Genomic DNA, 18,412 nt, shown 5'->3' with positions numbered 1-18,412 from the left:
TATTTTATAGTAAAAGTGATGATTGATATCTCTGTAAAAGATGTGCAGAGAAATTAAGCAGCATTCAAAAACCTTTATTTTGAGGAGGTTTTTTGAAGCTGCTTTTTTATTTGGAGAAAATGGAGGAATGGGTAATGGCATTTCATAAGCCGGAACAAATTGCTGAGCTTGTCATTGAGGCCGGTGTTCAAAAAGTAAGACAGACATTGCCAGCGATGCTTATTCTCGGTTTTTTAGGAGGAGCGTTTATTGCGATAGGTTTTTTACTTAACATTCGAGTTTTAGGGAATTTACCTGAGCGCTGGGGAAGTCTAGTGAATGTTTTAGGAGGAGCAGTATTTCCTGTTGGACTCATGCTCGTAGTATTAGCAGGAGGAGAATTAATTACGGGAAATATGATGTCACTGTCTATGGCGCTTTATGCAAAGAAAATTACATTGATAAGTGTACTGAATAACTGGGTTTGGATTACTCTTATGAATTTTATTGGGGCAATTTTCGTTGCGTATTGCTTTGGACATCTTGGCGGATTAACAGAGGGAGAGTATTTAAATAAAACGGTAGCGATAGCGGAAGGGAAGTTACATGAATCATTTGTGAGAACTTTGATTTTAGCAATTGGTTGTAATTGGCTCGTTTGTCTTGCTCTTTGGCTCGCTTACGGGACGAGTGATTTTGTCGGAAAAATCATCGGAATTTGGATTCCAATTATGGCATTTGTAGTGATTGGATTTCAGCAAGTAGTAGCAAATATGTTTGTCATTTCCGCTGTTATTTTTGCTGGTCATCTAACGTGGATGGATCTGGCTAAAAATTTTGTTCCTGTTTTTATCGGAAATGTAATTGGAGGAGCTGGGTTTGTTGGTTTTGCTTACTTTGCTTGTTATCAGAAACAACATTCTAATATGAAATAGAGTTCTTGAGAGGAAGGGTATGTAATGGCTGATCGGTATTCACGACAACAGTTGTTCAAACCAATTGGGAGTAAAGGACAAGAAAAAATTCGAAATAAACATGTGTTAATTGTAGGGGCAGGCGCATTAGGAAGTGCAAGTGCCGAAAGTTTCGTACGTGCAGGTGTTGGCAAGTTGACGATTATTGATCGTGACTACGTTGAATGGAGTAATTTACAAAGGCAACAATTGTACTCTGAACAAAATGCGAGAGAGAAAATGCCGAAAGCAATTGCTGCAAAAAATCGGCTAGAACAAATTAATTCGGAAGTACAAATACATGCTTTCGTAATGGATGCAACTTCAGAAAATATGGAAGGTCTATTAAAAAATGTAGATGTAATCATTGATGCAACAGATAATTTTGATATTCGATTTGTAATAAATGATTTATCACAAAAACATAATATTCCTTGGGTATATGGTTCTTGCGTTGGATCGTATGGTATGAGTTATACAATTATTCCGCAAGAGACACCGTGTTTACATTGTATGCTGAAAAATATTCCTGTTACAGGTGTGACATGTGATACCGCTGGAATTATTAGCCCGACTGTTCAAATCGTCGCAGCATATCAAGTGGCAGAAGCACTCAAAATTTTAGTGAAAGATTTCTCAGCAATTAGAAAAACATTTTTCATGTTTGATATATGGAGTAATCAAAATCATTTTATAAAATTAGGGAAAATAAAAACAGACGCTTGTCTCTCATGCGGTTTGAATCGAACTTATCCTTATTTATCATACGAAAATCAAACGAAAGCAGCTGTTTTATGCGGAAGAAATACAGTTCAAATTAGAACAGTAGACAATAGGAAATACAATTTTGATGATATAGAAAAAGTATTACAAAAACTGGGGAAAGTAGATCGGAATCCGTATTTACTATCTTGCCAATTCGATGATTACCGCGTGGTTGTTTTTCGAGATGGTCGTGTTTTTATTCATGGTACAAATGATATTTCGAAAGCGAAACAACTATATTATCGCGTATTCGGTTAATAGAGAGGGTGTCAACAATGGAAAGAAGAGTGCCAATTACGGTTGAAGAAGCTGTTCGTAAAGTGATGGGATTTGCTGATAAAGGCTTAAAGGAGCTATTACCAATTGAATTAGCTTATGGACGTATATTAGCAGAGGATTTAGTAGCTGACCATGATGTACCGTCATTTAATCGTTCGCCATATGACGGATTTGCTATTCGAGCAGAAGATACTAATTTAGCAAGTTATGAAACGCCAATTGTATTTGAAGTAGTGGGTGAAATTGGTGCAGGATCGCTATTCCATGAGAAAGTAGCTCCGTTTCAAGCAGTTCGAATTATGACGGGAGCACAAATTCCGAATGGGTGTGATGCGGTTGTTATGTTAGAGCTGACTCGTCAATATGAGAAGAATGGCAACAATTATATGGCAGTGAAGCGATCATTCAAAAAGGGCGACAATATTTCTTTTCAAGGTGAAGATGCTCGTAAAGGAACGGTTCTTGCAAAGAAAGGATCTTACATTAATCCAGGTATTTCAGCTCTTCTTGCTACATTCGGTTATAGTGAAGTACCAGTTGCGAGAAAGCCTGTAATTGGACTGTTAGCGACTGGGAGTGAATTACTGGATGTCAATGATTCATTACAGCCAGGGAAAATCCGAAACAGTAATACGTACATGATATTGTCTCAAATTCGAAGAGCGGGCGGAAGAGTAAAATATTTTGGGAAGTTTAGTGATGATTTTAATACGTGTTTTACAGCTGTGAAAGAAGCGCTTGGCCAAGTAGATATGTTAATTACAACGGGCGGTGTATCAGTAGGAGATTATGATTATTTACCAGCTATTTACGAAAAGTTAGGTGCATCTGTTCTTTTTAATAAAGTTGCAATGCGACCAGGAAGTGTTACGACTGTAGCACAATTAAATGGCAAGTTATTATTTGGTTTATCAGGAAATCCATCAGCTTGTTACGTAGGGTTTGAATTATTCGTAAGACCGTGTATTCGGACGTATATGTTTAGTGAAAAAGTACATTTAAAAAGAGAAAAAGCGTTATTAGGAGAAGATTTTCTAAAACCGAATCCATTTACAAGATTTGTACGAGCAAAATTGCAATATGATGAGGGGAAATTAATCGCTTATCCATCAGGGTTTGATAAATCTAGCTCAGTTTCTTCATTGGCAAAATCCAACGCGTTTATCGTATTGCCGGGCGGGACAAGAGGATATAAAAAAGATATGTTTGTCGATGTTCTTTTATTAGAAGATAACGAAGGTAGTGAATGGCCTTGGACATTTCATAAAGTGAGAGGTGGTTTTAATGGAACAAGTGCTATTTGAGATTGTAGATAATCCGATTTTAGTTGAAGAAGTAACGAATAAAGTCGCAAGAAGAGAAGCAGGTGCGATTACAACATTTATTGGTACGGTGAGAGAATTAACAAAAGGAAAACGAACGCTACATTTAGAGTATGAAGCATATAAACCGATGGCAGTAAAACAACTTATGAGAATTGGAGAAGAAATTTGTGAAAGATGGCCGGATACAAAAGTAGCAATTACGCACCGTGTAGGGCGGCTAGAAATAATGGATATTGCGGTAGTCATTGCAGTTTCATCACCGCATCGTAAAGTAGCTTATGAAGCGAATGAGTACGCGATTGAACGTATAAAACGAATTGTTCCAATTTGGAAAAAAGAATTTTGGGAAGATGGAACGATGTGGATTGGAGATCAACTTGAAAATACACCATATCCAGAAGGAAAACCAAAGAAGGAAGAATGAGAAAATGATTATAATTTTATTGTTTGCAAATTTGCGTGAGGAAGTTGGATCGGATCGATTAGTGATTTCAGAAAAGCAAGAAATGACAGTGCAACAATTAAAAGAATGGCTTAAAGCCAGCTATTGTTTACAATCGTTGGATAAAGTGATGGTCGCTGTTAACGAAGAGTTTGTAATGAATGAAGAGATGATAAAAGCTGGAGATATAGTCGCATTAATCCCGCCTGTTAGCGGTGGATGATAAGCTTTTTCACCAGATGAAGCGCCAAGAAAATGTTGTATATAAATTAGAATAAGAGAAGGGATGAGTTCTATGCTTACTCAAGAACAAATAATGAATGCATTAAAACATGTAGAGGATCCAGAGTTACACAAAAGTGTTGTAGAATTAAATATGGTTAGAAATATACAAATGAACGGAACAGAGGTTAAACTTGAAGTAGTACTAACAATCCAAGGTTGTCCGTTAAAAGCAAAAATTCAACAAGATATTGAAGAATCACTTCACGCAATTGGTGCCTCTAAAGTGGAGGTAACATTTGGTTCTATGACACAAGAAGAACGTACAGCTTTAACAGAGAAATTAAAGAAAAATACTAGAACAGAAACTGGTATGCCGAGCATGCTTCGCTCGGATTCAGGAGTACGTTTTATTACTGTAACGAGCGGAAAAGGCGGAGTTGGAAAATCAACGGTGACAATTAATCTTGCAACTGCACTAGCGCGTATGGGCAAAAAGGTGGGGATATTAGATGCAGATATATATGGTTTTAGTATTCCAGCTATGATGGAAACGAATAAGAAACCAACGATGATTGATCAAACGGCAATTCCAGTCATTAGTCACGGTGTTAAAATCATGTCGATGGGATTTTTTACAGAAGGAAATAACCCAGTTATGTGGCGCGGACCGATGCTAAATAAATGGATTCAAAATTTTCTTGCGAATACGCACTGGGGAGAATTAGATTATTTATTACTTGATTTACCACCAGGTACAGGAGATGTTGCGATCGATGTTGCAGCGATGATTCCGCAAGCGAAAGAAATAATTGTTACAACTCCGCACAATGTAGCTTCATTCGTTGCTTCAAGAGTCGGTGTAATGGCAAAACATACGAAGCATGAGATTTTAGGTATTGTGGAAAATATGGCTTATTATGAAGAACAAGATGGATCGAAAAATTATCTCTTCGGAAAAGGCGGCGGCGAAATGCTTGCAGAACAATTGCAAACAGAAGTAATTGCTCAAATACCTTTTGCGAAACGTGAAGAAAATAATGGTTCATCTGTATATGATGAAGATTCTCTTGTTGGAGAAGTGTTTACATCGTTAGCTGAGGATATTATTTATAGAGGATAGAGGGGGAAGTTTAGTATGGCATGTAACATTGATCATTCTATTGAAGATGTGATGAATAAGCTTGAAAGTCAAAAGAGTTTTTTATCAGAAGAGATTTTTAAAGGGTTAAAAAATTTTTTACAAGGTAATCACTCACAAGAAATATTAAATGATGTATTTCATCTTTTAAAAAAGTATGACTTAGTAAGTGAAGAAAAAAGAGAGACGAGAAATAATCAATTATTGTTGATTATAAAATAAGTATACTTTGGCTTTTGTTTTGTAACAGGAGGGGTAAATGGAATGGATATGAAAAAGATGATTGAAATGATAGAAGCAACAAAAGTGACTAAAGAAGAATTATCAATTTCTACTTTACATCAAGAGCTTGTGAAGTTATATAGTCAAAAAAATGTTGCTCATTATACCGAGTTATTAAAGTATATTTTATCATTATCCGTGCAGTTCAACCTACATCTTGTATTGAAATATTTTGGCGTGCGACCAGTTGTTGCGACAGATGAGCGTATGCAATTTCAAGAGATATTTAAATGCTTAGCTAAGAAAGATGAGAATGGGGAATGGTTTCTAAATTTTGTTTCTTTATATGTAGGGCTAATTGTAGTTCTTCGTTTTGATGAGAAAGTGATTGAGAGCAATTTTTTTGATGATATGGTAGTGGATGAATGTAATGAAATATAGGATTCTGCTCATAACATTTTTCTATATTAAATGCTTTAACTGTGATTTTAGTTGGTTATGTAAATATGAAGGTAACTAATTAAGAAAAAGGAATGAAACTAGTTGGATAAAAAGAGTTCTTCAGTTGTTTCCGTCGTTTTTTCGTGTTACTATTAATCGAATTTTTCATAAGGAGAGAAAGCGATGAAATGGATTTATTTTCTTATTATTAACGTTATAGCTTTTAGCCTTATGGGGCTTGATAAACGAAAAGCAAAGAAGAAACAGTGGAGAACGCCAGAAAGTACGTTGTTTTTATCGGCGGCAGCTGGAGGAGCAGTTGGAGCTTGGATCGGCATGTATATGTTTCATCATAAAACTCATAAAAAGAAATTTGTTTTCGGCATACCGTTACTTGTTGTAATAACGGTATGTTTATTATTCGTTGTATGAGAAATGTCGAAAGAAATGCAGATTGATTATTGGTAAAGTGAGCATGTGAGACCGTATAATGGAGAAAAAATGAGAAGAGGAGAAAAAGGAAGATGGGGAGTCAATCAGCAGAGCAAAAAAAAGGGATACTATATGCGGCTGGTGCTTATACGATGTGGGGAATACTACCAATCTATTGGAAATGGGTTGAGGAAGTTCCAGCAGATGAAATATTAGCACACCGCATCGTTTGGGCGTTTGTTTTTATGTTACTCGTATTAGGTGTTACGAAGAGGTTTCGCCAGTTTATTGGGGAATTTGTGAATCTTTTTAAACGACCTAAATTATTAATGTCATTAACAATAGCTTCAGTCTTGATTAGTGGAAACTGGTTTGTTTACATATGGGCCGTTAATCATAATCATGTTATTGAAGCGAGTCTTGGCTATTATATTAATCCGCTTATTAGTATTTTACTTGGTACAGTCGTTTTAAAGGAAAAGTTAAACTTTTGGCAATATGTTGCAGTTGGTTTAGCTGGAGTGGGGGTTATCATTTTAACAGTACGTTTCGGATCTATTCCGTGGGTTTCTCTTTCACTTGCCTTTTCATTTGGATTATATGGATTAACGAAAAAATTGTTAAACTATGATGCGACAATTGGACTTACGATGGAAACGATGTTAGTGACGCCGTTTGCGATTATTTATCTAGTAATGACAGGAGTACATGGTTTCGGCTCATTTGGCTCTATCTCAATGTTATCGACATTACTATTAATAGGAGCGGGTATTGTTACAGCTCTACCACTTTTTTATTTTGCAAAAGGAGCCCAACTTATTCCGCTTTATATGGTAGGTTTTTTACAATATATTGCACCAACAATTAGCTTAATTTTAGGTGTATTCGTATTTGGTGAACATTTCACATCTACTCATATGATTGCATTTTTCTGTATATGGGTTGCATTATTTGTATTCTCGGTAGCGAAGACTAAGTTTTTAGTGCAGAAACAACCGAAATTTATAAAAAATAAATCAGCAAAAGTATCATAATGCGTAGTATTTTCTACGCATTTTTCTTTATACTGATACTATATAGGATTTCCATTATAGCTAGTAAGGAGCTGAGAACATGGAAACAATTTTACATAATGATCCGCTTATGGCAGCTGTAATTTCATGGTTTTTAGCACAATTAACGAAAGTAGTCTTTAAATTAGTTAAAACAGGTGAATTTGATTTTGCAAAGTTTTTTGCTTCAGGTGGGATGCCAAGTTCTCATGCTTCAACAGTTACAGCGCTTGCTACAGGAGTTGGAGTAGTGGAAGGTGTGGAAAGCTCGATGTTTGCGGTTGCTACTATTTTTGCCATTATTGTTATGTATGATGCTTCAGGAGTAAGGCTTGCAGTAAGTAAACAAGCAAAAATATTGAATGACTTTTTTCACGGTAGAGAAACAGAATATAAGAAGTTAAATGAACTTGTTGGGCATACACCGTATGAGGTAGTAGTCGGTGCTTTATTAGGAATTATTGTCGGAGTAGGGTATTGTTTATGAGCAGAACATTTTATATGTTCTGCTTTTCTTTGTTTTTATACATATTCAGCTACCTTTTTGAATATCGTTATACGGATTTCGAAAGGGTGGGTGAGTAACTTGTTATTATATGAAAAAGTGCATGAAGAAATAGCGAGAAGAACAACTGCACTTCAAACAATGCAACGGCAAGATGGTACGTGGCGGTTTTGTTTTGAAGGAGCTCCATTAACAGATTGCCATATGATTTTTTTATTAAAATTATTAGGTAGAGATAAAGAGATAGAACCGTTTGTGAAAAGATTAGCATCACTTCAAACAAATGAAGGAACATGGAAATTGTATGAAGATGAGGTGGGAGGTAATTTATCAGCTACCATTCAATCTTATGCCGCCTTACTTGCATCGGAAAAATATACAAAAGAAGATGCGAATATGAAGCGAGCGGAAATGTTTATAAATGAGCGCGGTGGGGTAGCACGTGCTCATTTTATGACGAAGTTTTTATTAGCGATTCATGGAGAATATGAATATCCTTCTCTTTTTCATTTGCCAACACCAATTATGTTTCTGCAGAATGATTCCCCTCTCAGTATATTTGAATTGAGTAGCTCAGCACGTATTCATTTAATTCCAATGATGTTGTGTTTAAATAAAAGGTTTCGAGTAGGGAAAAAGTTATTGCCAAATTTAAATCACATTGCAGGCGGGGGCGGAGAATGGTTTCGAGAGGATCGGTCTCCAGTTTTTCAAACGTTAGTAAGTGACGTGAAGAAAATTATAACGTATCCACTTTCTTTGCATCATAAAGGATATGAGGAAGTAGAACGTTTTATGAAAGAGCGTATTGATGAAAATGGAACATTATATAGCTACGCAACTGCCTCGTTTTATATGATTTATGCTTTACTTGCATTAGGACATTCTATTCAATCACCAATTATTAAGAAGGCTATAATGGGAATTACATCTTATATATGGAAGATGGAGAGAGGGACCCATTTGCAAAACTCTCCATCAACTATATGGGATACAGCTTTACTCAGTTATGCTTTGCAAGAAGCTCAAGTTCCGAAAGCAAGTAAAGTGATTCACAATGCATCAGCATATTTACTAAGAAAACAGCAAACGAAGAAAGTAGATTGGAGTGTACATGCACCGGATCTCTTCCCGGGTGGTTGGGGCTTTTCGGATGTGAATACGACGATTCCAGATATTGATGATACAACTGCTGTGTTAAGAGCATTAGCGCGAAGTAGAGGGAACGAAAATGTAGATAATGCTTGGAAGCGAGCGGTTAATTGGGTTAAAGGATTGCAAAATAATGATGGTGGTTGGGGAGCTTTTGAAAAAGGGGTAACGAGCCGTATATTAGCAAATTTACCAATCGAAAATGCAAGTGATATGATTACAGATCCTTCTACACCAGATATTACAGGGAGAGTGCTAGAGTTTTTCGGGACGTATGCACAAAACGAATTGCCTGAGAAACAAAAACAAAGTGCGATAAATTGGTTAATGAATGCACAAGAGGAAAATGGGTCGTGGTATGGGAAATGGGGAATTTGTTATATATATGGTACGTGGGCAGTGTTGACTGGTTTACGGTCACTAGGAATACCATCTAGCGATCCATCATTGAAACGAGCAGCTTTATGGCTTGAACATATACAGCATGAAGATGGTGGCTGGGGAGAATCTTGCCACAGTAGTGTGGAGAAAAGGTTCGTTACTTTACCATTTAGTACACCATCCCAAACAGCATGGGCTTTAGATGCCCTCATTTCTTACTATGATAAAGAAGCGCCAGTTATTCGAAAAGGTATTTCATATTTGCTCTCCAACCCTTATATAAATGAAAAATATCCTACTGGAACAGGTTTACCAGGTGGGTTTTATATTCGTTATCATAGTTATGCTCATATATATCCGTTGCTTACTTTGGCTCATTATGCAAAAAAATATAGAAAATAAACCGAGAGATGTCTCTCGGTTTATTTTGTTGGGTAGTAGGTCCCTTTTGAAAAGAATAAGGTTGTGATGTACCTTATTTTTCGGTTGATTGGCGCTTTTGACGTGCATCAGCGGCATTTGCACGTGCGTTTGCTTCTAAGTCATTGTGGTCAGCGAGTTCGCGAGAGAACTCAACATCAATGCCATCAGTTGCTTTGCTTTGTTTGAAATTTTTTTTGTTCATTCGACACAATCTCCTTGCACTTTATCCCGCATAACGGGTAGTAAAACTCCCACCTTAAAACTCAGATGGAACAAAGAAGCTAGGTGGGAGATTAACTGTCCGTAAATGCCCGATTGGTGAGGGCTGATAATCAGTGGGGGATGAACAAACTTCCCACTGATTAAAGTTTCACTTTATGCGACGTTGCAAAGTTAGTTTGACACAAATAGACTTTTTTATACAAAGAGGAATTGAAAAGCAAAAAGCCGAAATATACAGTATAAGTAATAGAAATGGGGGATAGGAATGGAGTTTTTAAATGGGAAAACAGCTGTTGTAACAGGAGCTGCACAGGGAATTGGAAAAGAGATTGCAAGGGTTTATGCAAAACTAGGGGCGAAAGTATTAATTAGCGATGTAAATGAAGAGAATCTACAAAAAACGACACGTGAGTTATCAGATGAAGGATATGAAGTGTGCTCATATCGATGTGATGTGAGTAATCAAAATGAAGCGAAGTCGTTAATTGAATATGCGGTTCAAAAATTCGGTACATTACATATTTTGGTGAATAACGCCGGAATTACAAGAGATGCAATGTTACATAAAATGGAGAAGTCTGCTTGGGAACAAGTATTACAAGTGAACTTAACTGGTGTTTTTTATTGTATGCAACCAGCGCTTCTTTACATGAGACAACAAGGGTATGGACGCATTATTAATATATCTTCAATTAGTAGAGAAGGAAACATAGGTCAAGCAAATTATGCGGCTACAAAGGCAGGAGTTGTCGGTTTAACGAAAACAGCAGCGAAAGAAGTTGGAAGCTTCGGTATTACTTGTAATGCGATTTGTCCGGGTTTTATGGATACAGATATGACAAAAACGATACCAGATAAAGTGAAAGAAAAGATGGTTGGTGCTATTCCAGTTGGTAGAATTGGAACGCCAGAAGATATTGCGAACGCAGCAGCTTTTTTAGCATCAGAATACGCATCTTATATTACAGGTGAAGTATTAAATGTGAGCGGAGGACTGCAAGTTTAAAGGAATACATAATGAAAAGAACCTGACCGGATAGGTCAGGTTCTTTCTCATTAATTTAAGTTAAGCCAAACGCTCTTTACTTCTGTATAGTTATTTAATGCATAAGATCCCATTTCACGGCCAAGACCAGATTGTTTAAATCCTCCAAATGGAGATGCTGCATCAAACACGTTATAACAGTTTACCCACACTGTACCTGCACGTACTTTACTTGCAACATAGTGTGCTGTTTTAACATTTTCTGTCCACACACCAGCCGCTAAGCCGAATTGTGATTTATTTGCACGTTCAATTACTTCATCAATATCGTTAAATGGTATTGCAGAAATAACTGGACCGAAAATTTCTTCTTTTGCGATCGTCATTTCATCATTTACGTCAGCGAATACTGTAGGAGAAACGAAGTAGCCTTGATCGAATGGATTACTTCCTCCGCAAAGTACTTCAGCGCCTTCTTCAATCCCTTTTTCAATGTAGCCCATTACACGTTTTTGTTGTTCTTCAGAAACGAGAGGACCAATTGTTGTTTCAGGGTTAAGACCGACACCTTGATTTAGTTTTTTAGAATAGAGGACGAGATCAGCCATAACATTATCATACATTTTCTTCGGAACAAATAAGCGTGATCCAGCAGAGCATACTTGTCCTTGGTTAAACATAACACCAGAAAGTGCACCAGGAATCGCGCGAGATAAATCAGCATCCGGCAAGATGATATTTGGTGATTTACCGCCTAACTCAAGTGTAACGCGTTTTAATGATTCGGATGCTTGTCGCATAATTTGTTTACCGACAGGAGTAGAACCGGTAAATGCAATTTTATCAACGAGTGGATGATTAACGAGAGCTTGTCCAGCTGATTCACCGAATCCAGGTACGATATTAATAACACCTTTCGGGAATCCAGCTTCTTCAATTAATTCAGCTAAGTATAAAGCAGATAGTGGAGTTTGTTCTGCAGGTTTTAAAACGATTGTACATCCTGTAGCAAGCGCTGCTCCCATTTTCCACATTGCCATAAGAAGCGGGAAGTTCCAAGGAATAATTTGACCAACGACACCAACAGCTTCATGGCGTGTATAGTTAAAGTAATCACCGGAAACAGGAATTGTTTGACCAACGATTTTCGTAGCCCAGCCAGCGTAATAGCGCATATGCTCAATTGCAAGTGGGATGTCTGCTGCCATTGTTTCACGGATTGGCTTTCCGTTATCTAATGTTTCGAGCTGTGCAAGCTCTTCTTTATGTTCTTCCATTAAATCAGCTAACTTGTACATGAGACGGCTTCGCTCAGCAGTGCTCATACGAGACCAAGGACCTTCGTCAAAAGCCATACGAGCTGCGACTACAGCTTTATGAATATCTTCGCGACCAGCTTCAGAAACGACGGCAAGTGTTTCGCCAGTTGCTGGGTTAGGTGTTTTAAATGTTTTACCGGAAGCGCTTTCAATGAAAGATCCATTCACATATAACTTTTTTGTACCTTGAAGAAACTTCTCTACCTTTTCATGAAGATTTACAGCTAGTTGACTCATTGTATAACCCCCTTGAAAATATAATGTAAACGCAGTACGAGACGGCGCTTATTCCGAAATCAAGGATGTGGAAACTAGGTGGAAAGCCTCTAATTAAAATCATAATTAAGAAATACTGAAAATTCAAATTTCATTTGTGTTACAATTGTAAAAAATATGTAATGTAAGAGAATCTTCTATATGATTGTAAAAAAATCCTGCTTGTTTTTGCTTTCTAGTAGGAAAAACTAGAAGAACAATGGTACAATAATACATCGTGAGAGGAGGGGTAAAAATGAAAGATTATCATGATGATCCACGCTTTCGAATAGCCCATAGAGAAGCGTTAATTGGTCTTGGACTTGCTATTATTAATTTTATAATTTGGTACGGATTTGCTTATGGGCTTGGTAGTAAAAATCCGAATGAATATACATATGTATTAGGTTTTCCCGCATGGTTTTTTTATAGCTGTATCGTTGGATTTATCGTTATGGTTATTTTACTTAGTTTAGTTGTTCGTTTTGTATTTCAAGATATTTCACTCGATGAGGAAGAAAAAAGTGAGGAATAATAGATGAATTGGTATGTAATCATTCCAATGATAATTTCGTTTATCGTTGTATTTTTAATTGGTGTATATGCTTCAAGACGCGTGCAAGCAACTGCTCATAATAAATTTTTGCAAGAATATTTTCTTGGTGGGCGTGAGCTAGGCGGTTTATTATTAGCGATGACAATGATTGCTACGTACGGTAGTGCAAGTAGCTTTATTGGTGGCCCTGGTATTGCTTACAATATGGGTCTTGGATGGGTACTGTTATCTGCGATTCAAGTTGTAACAGGGTATATCGTTTTAACGGTTATCGGTAAAAAGTTTGCAATTATCGCTAGGAAGATGGAAGCAATTACTCTTATCGATTATTTAAAAGGGAGATACAATAATAAAGCAGTTGTTATACTTTCTGCGTTATGTATTATTATCTTTTTATTTTCAGCGACAGTAGCCCAGTGGGTCGGTGGTGGACGATTAATCGAGTCACTAACGGGGCTATCGTATACAACAGCACTATTTTTATTTACTTTTTCTGTACTTGTGTACGTATTAATTGGTGGATTTCGTGCAGTTGCTCTATCAGATACATTATTAGGAATCATTATGTTAGTTGGAACAACAATCATTTTAATTGCTACTGTCATTGCTGGTGGTGGAATTGAAAAGATTATGCAGGAACTTGTTCAAATTAATCCAAAGTTAATTACACCATTCGGAGCAGATGGCAGTTTAACGAAATCATATGTTACATCATTTTGGATTTTAATTGGAATTGGCGTTGTTGGTTTGCCGCAAATTAGCGTGCGTGCCATGTCTTATAAAAATTCAAAAGCGATGCATCAAGCGTTAATAATTGGGACGATTGTTGTAGGTACAATTATGATCGGTATGCATTTAACGGGTGTATTTGCAAGAGTAGTACTTCCAGGTATAACGGTACCAGATAAAGTAATGCCGCTACTTGCGATGGAAGTGTTGCCACCTTGGTTAGCTGGAGTTTTCTTAGCTGCACCGATGGCAGCGATTATGTCTACAGTAAATTCTTTATTATTACTTGTAAGCTCGTCAATTATTAAAGATATATACGTAAATTACATAAATAAAGATGCAGCAGACAGTACGATAAAAAAAGGAAGTTTGTGGATTACTGGTATTGTAGGACTACTCGTTTATGCAGCGGCAATTAAACCACCAGATTTTTTAATATGGCTAAATTTATTTTCTTTCGGTGGATTAGAAGCTGCATTCATTTGGCCAATCGTATTAGGGTTATATTGGAGGAAAGGAAATGCTACAGGAGCGCTTGCGTCTATTTTAGTTGGGGTAGGCTCATATATGTGTATTCATCTTTTCTATCCAAATCCGTTCGGTATACATACAGTTGTCTTCCCGATTTGTTTTGCGTTTATCGCTTACATCATTGGAAGTATGAGTGCTGTAAAAAAAACAGTATAGGTTAGCTGAAGAACGTAGTCCTTATAAGACTGCGTTTTTTTGTGTGAATTTGTTCATTTTTTATTCTGTATATCCACGGTTATTCATAAATTAATAACAACTGAGGGGATGGAGTTGAGGTCGATGAAAAAAGTATTATTTTTAGGAGACCCAGGAATTGATGACTCTTTAGCAATTATGTATGGATTGTTGCATCCTGATATTGATATTGTTGGTGTAGTTACAGGATATGGAAATGTAACGCAAGAAAAGGCGACAAGTAATGCGGCATATTTATTACAGTTAGCAGGTAGGGAAGATATACCTGTTATTAATGGTGCGAAAATCCCTTTATCTGGAGATATTACAACGTATTATCCAGAAATTCATGGGGCGGAAGGTTTAGGACCAATTCGACCACCGAAAAATCTTTCTCCAAATATAAAGCCTTTTTGTGAGTTTTTTGACATTCTTGAAAAATATAAAGGAGAATTAATAATAGTCGATGCTGGTAGATCAACAACATTAGCGACAGCATTTATTTTAGAAAAGCCAATGATGAAGTATGTAAAAGAATATTATATAATGGGGGGTGCTTTCTTAATGCCAGGCAATGTTACACCAGTCGCAGAGGCGAATTTTCATGGTGATCCGATTGCGTCGCAATTAGTCATGCAAAATGCCAAGAATGTGACACTGGTGCCGCTCAATGTTACATCTGAAGCTATTATTACGCCAGAAATGGTAAAGTATATTACGAAACATTCTAAAACAAGTTTTAATAAATTAATTGAACCGATTTTTACGTATTATTATAAAGCTTATAGAAAATTAAATCCGAAAATAAAAGGAAGTCCAGTACATGACGTCGTTACAATGATGGTTGCCGCAAATCCTTCAATATTGGATTATGTGTATCGCCGTGTCGATGTAGATACAGTGGGAATAGCAAAAGGAGAAAGTATTGCAGATTTCCGTCCTCAACCTGATGCAAAAGCATTAAAAAATTGGGTGCGAATTGGTTGGTCATTACATTATAAAAAATTCCTTGAGGATTTTGTGAAAATCATGACGTAGACATAATAGGAGTATACAAGTTAAAATAATGGAGATGGTTATTTAAATAACCATCTCCATTATTTTGTTTTTTAAAGATAGAGAGAAGAGTTACACAATAGGAGAGGAATTTTACTTGAAAAAAACTATAGTATGCGCAGTGGTTGTGGGTATTTTCGTTTTGCTAATATCGGGTAACTTTTTAGTGAAAAAAGTGTGGAGTTCAAATAATGATGATGCACAGTATATTGCATCTTTTATTGAAGAACATAAAGATGAAAAAAATAGTGCGCTTCTAGTAAAGAGAAATGATAAAGTTGTCTATTCTGTAAACCCAAATGTTGTATTGCCAGTTGCTAGTACGATGAAATTAATTGTGGCGCTTGAATATACGAAACAAGTTACTGAAGGGAAAATTGATTCGTCTAGTTTCGTATCGATTAATGATGTGAATCGCTATTATGTACCGAATACAGATGGTGGTGCACAAGATAGATGGCAAAGGTATTTGGAGAAGACGGGCAAGATAACTGAAGGAGCGGTTTCTTTAGAAGAAGTGGCAAAAGGAATGGTTAAGTTTAGTTCGAATGCAAATGCTGAATACTTAATGGAATTGTTAGGATTAGATAACATCAATCGAAATTTACAAAGTTTATCACTTCCTGCACATCAACCACTATTTCCAATCGTTTCATCTTTGTATATTCCGGGATATTTGCATAAAGAATTACATGTTCCAAAATATAAAATAGAGAAAAAGTTAAAAGAAATGTCTCAAGAGCAATATCGTGAATATGCGATGGTTATTCATGAACGCTTAAAGAAGAAGGGACCATTATTACAGAAGGAAATTCCGCTTTATTTAGAGGAACGTTACGACAAAATTTGGTCAGACAGATTACCAGCAGCTTCTGCAAATGATTATATGGTATTACTTCAAAAGGCAAACCATAAAGGTGGCTTGACAGAGGCTGAAGAAAAAGTGTGGGCAAATATCGTTGAAACAGACATGAGTGCCAAGAAATACCGTAAAACATTCAGACATGCTGGGCAAAAGAATGGTTACACACCGTGGACGGTTACAAAAGCAGTTTACGCTATGGATAAACGTGGAAACTGTACGGAGATTGTGTTTTTGGCGAATAATTTAAATGAAGACGATAGTGCAGAAATACGGAAACATTTAGCAAACTTACATTTCCAAGTGTTGCAAAGTGATAAGTATGATGCGACTTTTATTAAATAAACTCGGTGCAGAGAGCACCGAGTTTATTTTTATGTACAAGCACTTTTTTTCTATCTCTGGGTATGATGGGTAGTAATACTTAGGTGAGAGGGGAAAAGGTGATGAAACAGAGTAAAGAAGAGTTTATAAAGAGTGAAGGCGCTGATTTCCCTGGAAAAACATATGTGGATTGTGTATTACAACATGTATTTAATTTTCAACGAAATTACTTATTGAAAGATATGTTTCAAGTGCATAAAGCACATATTGCGATGCTGACGGAAGAAAATTTAATGAAAAAGGAAGAAGCTAAAGTTATATTACACGCATTAAAAAAGGTAGAGGGAATTCCAGAAGAGCAATTGCTCTATACAGAGCAGCATGAAGATCTCTTTTTTTTAGTCGAACATTTAATTTCTCAAGAAGCGAAATGCGATTTTGTAAGTAATATGCATATTGGTAGAAGTAGAAATGATATGGGTGTAACGATGTATCGCATGAGTTTAAGGCGATATGTATTACGATTAATGGAACATCATTTGTTATTGCAAGAAAGTGTACTACAACTTGCTGCTGATTATAAGGAAACAATAATGCCAGCTTATACACATACACAACCGGCACAGCCAACAACATTTGGTCATTATACGTTAGCAATTTATGATACGATGCAAAGAGATTTAGAACGAATGAAAAAAACGTACCAGCTTTTAAATCAGTCTCCAATGGGGGCGGCTGCACTCTCTACAACAGGTTTCCCGATTAAACGAGAACGAGTTGCTCATCTACTTGGATTTGCAAATGTAATTGAGAACTCATATGATGCTGTTGCTGGAGCGGATTATTTATTAGAAGTTAGCTCGCTACTTATGGTAATGATGACGAATACGAGTAGATGGATTCATGACTTTTTGTTGTTAGCAACGAAAGAATATGACGGTATTACTGTTGCAAAGCCATATGTACAAATCAGTAGTATTATGCCGCAAAAACGAAATCCGGTTTCAATTGAGCACGCTCGTGCAATTACGAGTAGTGCTTTAGGAGAAGCATTTACAGTATTTCAAATGATTCATAATACACCATTTGGTGATATTGTCGATACGGAAGATGACTTGCAGCCATATTTATATAAAGGGATTGAAAAGGCAATTCGTGTTTTTTGTATGATGAATGCAGTGATCCGAACGATGAAAGTAGAAGAAGAAACGTTAAAAAGTCGTTCCTATAAACATGCAATAACGATAACGGATTTCGCCGATGTTTTAACAAAAAACTATGAAATTCCATTTCGGCACGCTCATCATGCAGCAAGTGCTATTGCAAATATGTCATTGGAACAGAAAAAAGAACTACATGAATTACACTTCAAAGAGGTAAATATGTACTTGCAAGAACATTTTAAAATAAATTTATTAGAAAAAGAGTGGAAAGAAATTATATCGCCAGAAGCTTTTATTCAAAAAAGAAATGTATACGGTGGACCGAGTAAAAAAGAAATGAATCGTATGATTCAAAATCGAAAAGAGTCATTTCGAAAAGAAGAAGATGTATTTGAAAAGGAAAAACAGAGGATTTTACAAACTGAAAATGATTTGAATATATTAGTTTCTAATATTATAGAATTGTAAAAGAAGGATTTAATGAATTAATCGCCAATATTTAATTAAAATATAAATAGAGAG

20 protein-coding genes are annotated in these 18,412 nt (G+C 36.3%); 18 read left to right on the top strand and 2 right to left on the bottom strand.

All coding sequences use genetic code 11. From position 1 onward, the window contains the following. Positions 1-134: 134 nt before the first annotated feature. The 12 genes from GBN78_RS18400 to GBN78_RS18345 all read left to right on the top strand — a co-directional run bounded on the left by GBN78_RS18400 (position 135) and on the right by GBN78_RS18345 (position 9,693). Positions 135-914 (top strand): formate channel, encoded by a 780-nt coding sequence (locus GBN78_RS18400; protein WP_152127585.1) that lies wholly within the window; start codon positions 135-137, stop codon positions 912-914. A 24-nt stretch (positions 915-938) separates the two neighbouring features. Then, positions 939-1,955 carry a molybdopterin-synthase adenylyltransferase MoeB gene (locus GBN78_RS18395; protein ID WP_000785271.1) on the top strand — a complete coding sequence of 339 codons (1,017 nt, stop codon included), beginning with the start codon at positions 939-941 and terminating at the stop codon, positions 1,953-1,955. A 17-nt stretch (positions 1,956-1,972) separates the two neighbouring features. Next, complete coding sequence (locus tag GBN78_RS18390; RefSeq protein WP_152127584.1) at positions 1,973-3,280, top strand: molybdopterin molybdotransferase MoeA; 1,308 nt, start codon at positions 1,973-1,975, stop codon at positions 3,278-3,280. Beyond that, a complete protein-coding gene (gene moaE / locus GBN78_RS18385; protein WP_000438664.1) occupies positions 3,261-3,725 on the top strand; it encodes a molybdopterin synthase catalytic subunit MoaE in 465 nt (154 codons plus the stop codon). Before GBN78_RS18390 ends, moaE begins: the two co-directional genes overlap by 20 nt. Positions 3,726-3,729: 4 nt before the next feature. Continuing rightward, complete coding sequence (gene moaD / locus GBN78_RS18380) at positions 3,730-3,966, top strand: molybdopterin converting factor subunit 1 (protein WP_000583943.1); 237 nt, start codon at positions 3,730-3,732, stop codon at positions 3,964-3,966. A 72-nt stretch (positions 3,967-4,038) separates the two neighbouring features. Then, a complete protein-coding gene (locus GBN78_RS18375) occupies positions 4,039-5,088 on the top strand; it encodes a P-loop NTPase (protein WP_152127583.1) in 1,050 nt (349 codons plus the stop codon). A 15-nt stretch (positions 5,089-5,103) separates the two neighbouring features. After that, a complete protein-coding gene (locus tag GBN78_RS18370) occupies positions 5,104-5,328 on the top strand; it encodes a group-specific protein (RefSeq protein ID WP_152127582.1) in 225 nt (74 codons plus the stop codon). 42 nt (positions 5,329-5,370) lie between these two features. After that, on the top strand, positions 5,371-5,769 hold the full coding sequence (locus GBN78_RS18365) for a hypothetical protein (RefSeq protein WP_000367287.1): 399 nt from the start codon (positions 5,371-5,373) through the stop codon (positions 5,767-5,769). A gap of 183 nt (positions 5,770-5,952) precedes the next feature. Next, positions 5,953-6,201 carry a DUF1294 domain-containing protein gene (locus tag GBN78_RS18360; RefSeq protein WP_000871349.1) on the top strand — a complete coding sequence of 83 codons (249 nt, stop codon included), beginning with the start codon at positions 5,953-5,955 and terminating at the stop codon, positions 6,199-6,201. Positions 6,202-6,293: 92 nt separating this feature from the next. After that, positions 6,294-7,235, top strand: a complete 942-nt coding sequence (gene rarD, locus GBN78_RS18355) for an EamA family transporter RarD (protein ID WP_000535538.1) — start codon at positions 6,294-6,296, stop codon at positions 7,233-7,235. A gap of 79 nt (positions 7,236-7,314) precedes the next feature. Next, on the top strand, positions 7,315-7,740 hold the full coding sequence (locus tag GBN78_RS18350) for a divergent PAP2 family protein (RefSeq protein ID WP_000447820.1): 426 nt from the start codon (positions 7,315-7,317) through the stop codon (positions 7,738-7,740). Positions 7,741-7,839: 99 nt separating this feature from the next. After that, a complete protein-coding gene (locus tag GBN78_RS18345; RefSeq protein WP_000928153.1) occupies positions 7,840-9,693 on the top strand; it encodes a terpene cyclase/mutase family protein in 1,854 nt (617 codons plus the stop codon). A 73-nt stretch (positions 9,694-9,766) separates the two neighbouring features. Here the strand turns inward: GBN78_RS18345 and GBN78_RS18340 are convergent, their stop codons facing one another. Continuing rightward, entirely contained in the window at positions 9,767-9,916 is a 150-nt protein-coding gene (locus GBN78_RS18340) for a YfhD family protein (RefSeq protein WP_001035815.1), read from the bottom strand. 285 nt (positions 9,917-10,201) lie between these two features. On the opposite strand from GBN78_RS18340, the gene fabG reads away from it, so the two are divergent. Then, positions 10,202-10,942: a 3-oxoacyl-ACP reductase FabG gene (gene fabG / locus GBN78_RS18335; protein WP_000395038.1), complete on the top strand. Its 741-nt coding sequence runs from the start codon at positions 10,202-10,204 to the stop codon at positions 10,940-10,942. 50 nt (positions 10,943-10,992) lie between these two features. Here fabG and dhaS read toward each other — a convergent pair whose 3' ends face one another. Then, the gene (gene dhaS, locus GBN78_RS18330; protein WP_000080279.1) at positions 10,993-12,477 is read right to left on the bottom strand and encodes an aldehyde dehydrogenase DhaS; all 1,485 of its coding nucleotides are present in this window, start codon (positions 12,475-12,477) and stop codon (positions 10,993-10,995) included. Between the two features lie 274 nt (positions 12,478-12,751). On the opposite strand from dhaS, the gene GBN78_RS18325 reads away from it, so the two are divergent. The 5 genes from GBN78_RS18325 to argH all read left to right on the top strand — a co-directional run bounded on the left by GBN78_RS18325 (position 12,752) and on the right by argH (position 18,358). After that, positions 12,752-13,030 carry a YhdT family protein gene (locus tag GBN78_RS18325; protein ID WP_000656239.1) on the top strand — a complete coding sequence of 93 codons (279 nt, stop codon included), beginning with the start codon at positions 12,752-12,754 and terminating at the stop codon, positions 13,028-13,030. A gap of 3 nt (positions 13,031-13,033) precedes the next feature. Further along, a complete protein-coding gene (gene panF, locus GBN78_RS18320) occupies positions 13,034-14,467 on the top strand; it encodes a sodium/pantothenate symporter (RefSeq protein WP_001104815.1) in 1,434 nt (477 codons plus the stop codon). A gap of 108 nt (positions 14,468-14,575) precedes the next feature. Further along, positions 14,576-15,523 carry a nucleoside hydrolase gene (locus tag GBN78_RS18315; protein ID WP_080451403.1) on the top strand — a complete coding sequence of 316 codons (948 nt, stop codon included), beginning with the start codon at positions 14,576-14,578 and terminating at the stop codon, positions 15,521-15,523. Between the two features lie 115 nt (positions 15,524-15,638). After that, positions 15,639-16,748, top strand: coding sequence for a serine hydrolase (locus GBN78_RS18310; protein WP_000751377.1), 1,110 nt, complete (start codon positions 15,639-15,641; stop codon positions 16,746-16,748). 101 nt (positions 16,749-16,849) lie between these two features. Further along, on the top strand, positions 16,850-18,358 hold the full coding sequence (gene argH / locus GBN78_RS18305) for an argininosuccinate lyase (protein WP_000813991.1): 1,509 nt from the start codon (positions 16,850-16,852) through the stop codon (positions 18,356-18,358). Positions 18,359-18,412: the final 54 nt, after the last annotated feature.

It is taken from the genome of Bacillus sp. B2-WWTP-C-10-Post-4, assembly GCF_009183805.1.
GTDB classification, from domain to species: domain Bacteria; phylum Bacillota; class Bacilli; order Bacillales; family Bacillaceae_G; genus Bacillus_A; species Bacillus_A cereus.
Note: the sequence above shows the minus strand (reverse complement) of the source record. Positions and strands in the feature narration are given on the sequence as shown.